1 protein-coding gene is annotated in these 578 nt (G+C 37.2%); it reads left to right on the forward strand.

All coding sequences use genetic code 11. The annotated features are described in order from the left end of the window. On the forward strand, window positions 1-578 hold a 578-nt coding region (locus GNE10_RS35000; protein ID WP_397326719.1), incomplete at both ends, for a calcium-binding protein.

A 578-nucleotide genomic window follows, 5' to 3' on the forward strand; every position in this document is an offset into this window, starting at 1 on the left:
GATACCCAACCCACTGCTGATGTCACGATAAATTTGAGTAGTTCCAATGTCAATGAAGGCACTATTTCAGTTTCTAGCGTCACATTTACTGCTGCTAACTGGAATACGCCCCAAACCATCATCGTTACAGGTGTTAATGATGGCATTGCAGATGGTAATACTACTTATCAAATTATTACTGCCAAAGCCGTTAGTAGTGATGCTAAATATAACAATTTAAATGCTGACGATGTTGATGTTGTTAATATTAAAAGTGGCAATCAAGTTAATAGTATTATCACAGGTTCAGCTTCAGCTGATAACTTACAGGGAACTAGCTCAGACGATTTGATTTTTGGCTTTGCTAGTAATGACACCATTGTTGCTGGTGACGGAAACGATGAACTTTACGGCGGTTTGGGTACTGATAATCTCACAGGTGGTGCAGGTAATGATATTTTTGTGCTTGCGCCAAATCAAGGTAGAGATACAATCAAAGATTTCAACATTAATGAAGATTTGATTGCTTTATCAGGTGGTATTAGCTATGCAAATTTGTCCATTACTCAAAGCAACAATGATACTTTAATTAAGATTGG

It is taken from the genome of Nostoc sp. 2RC, from assembly GCF_014222165.1.
Classification (GTDB): Bacteria; Cyanobacteriota; Cyanobacteriia; order Cyanobacteriales; family Nostocaceae; genus Nostoc; species Nostoc linckia.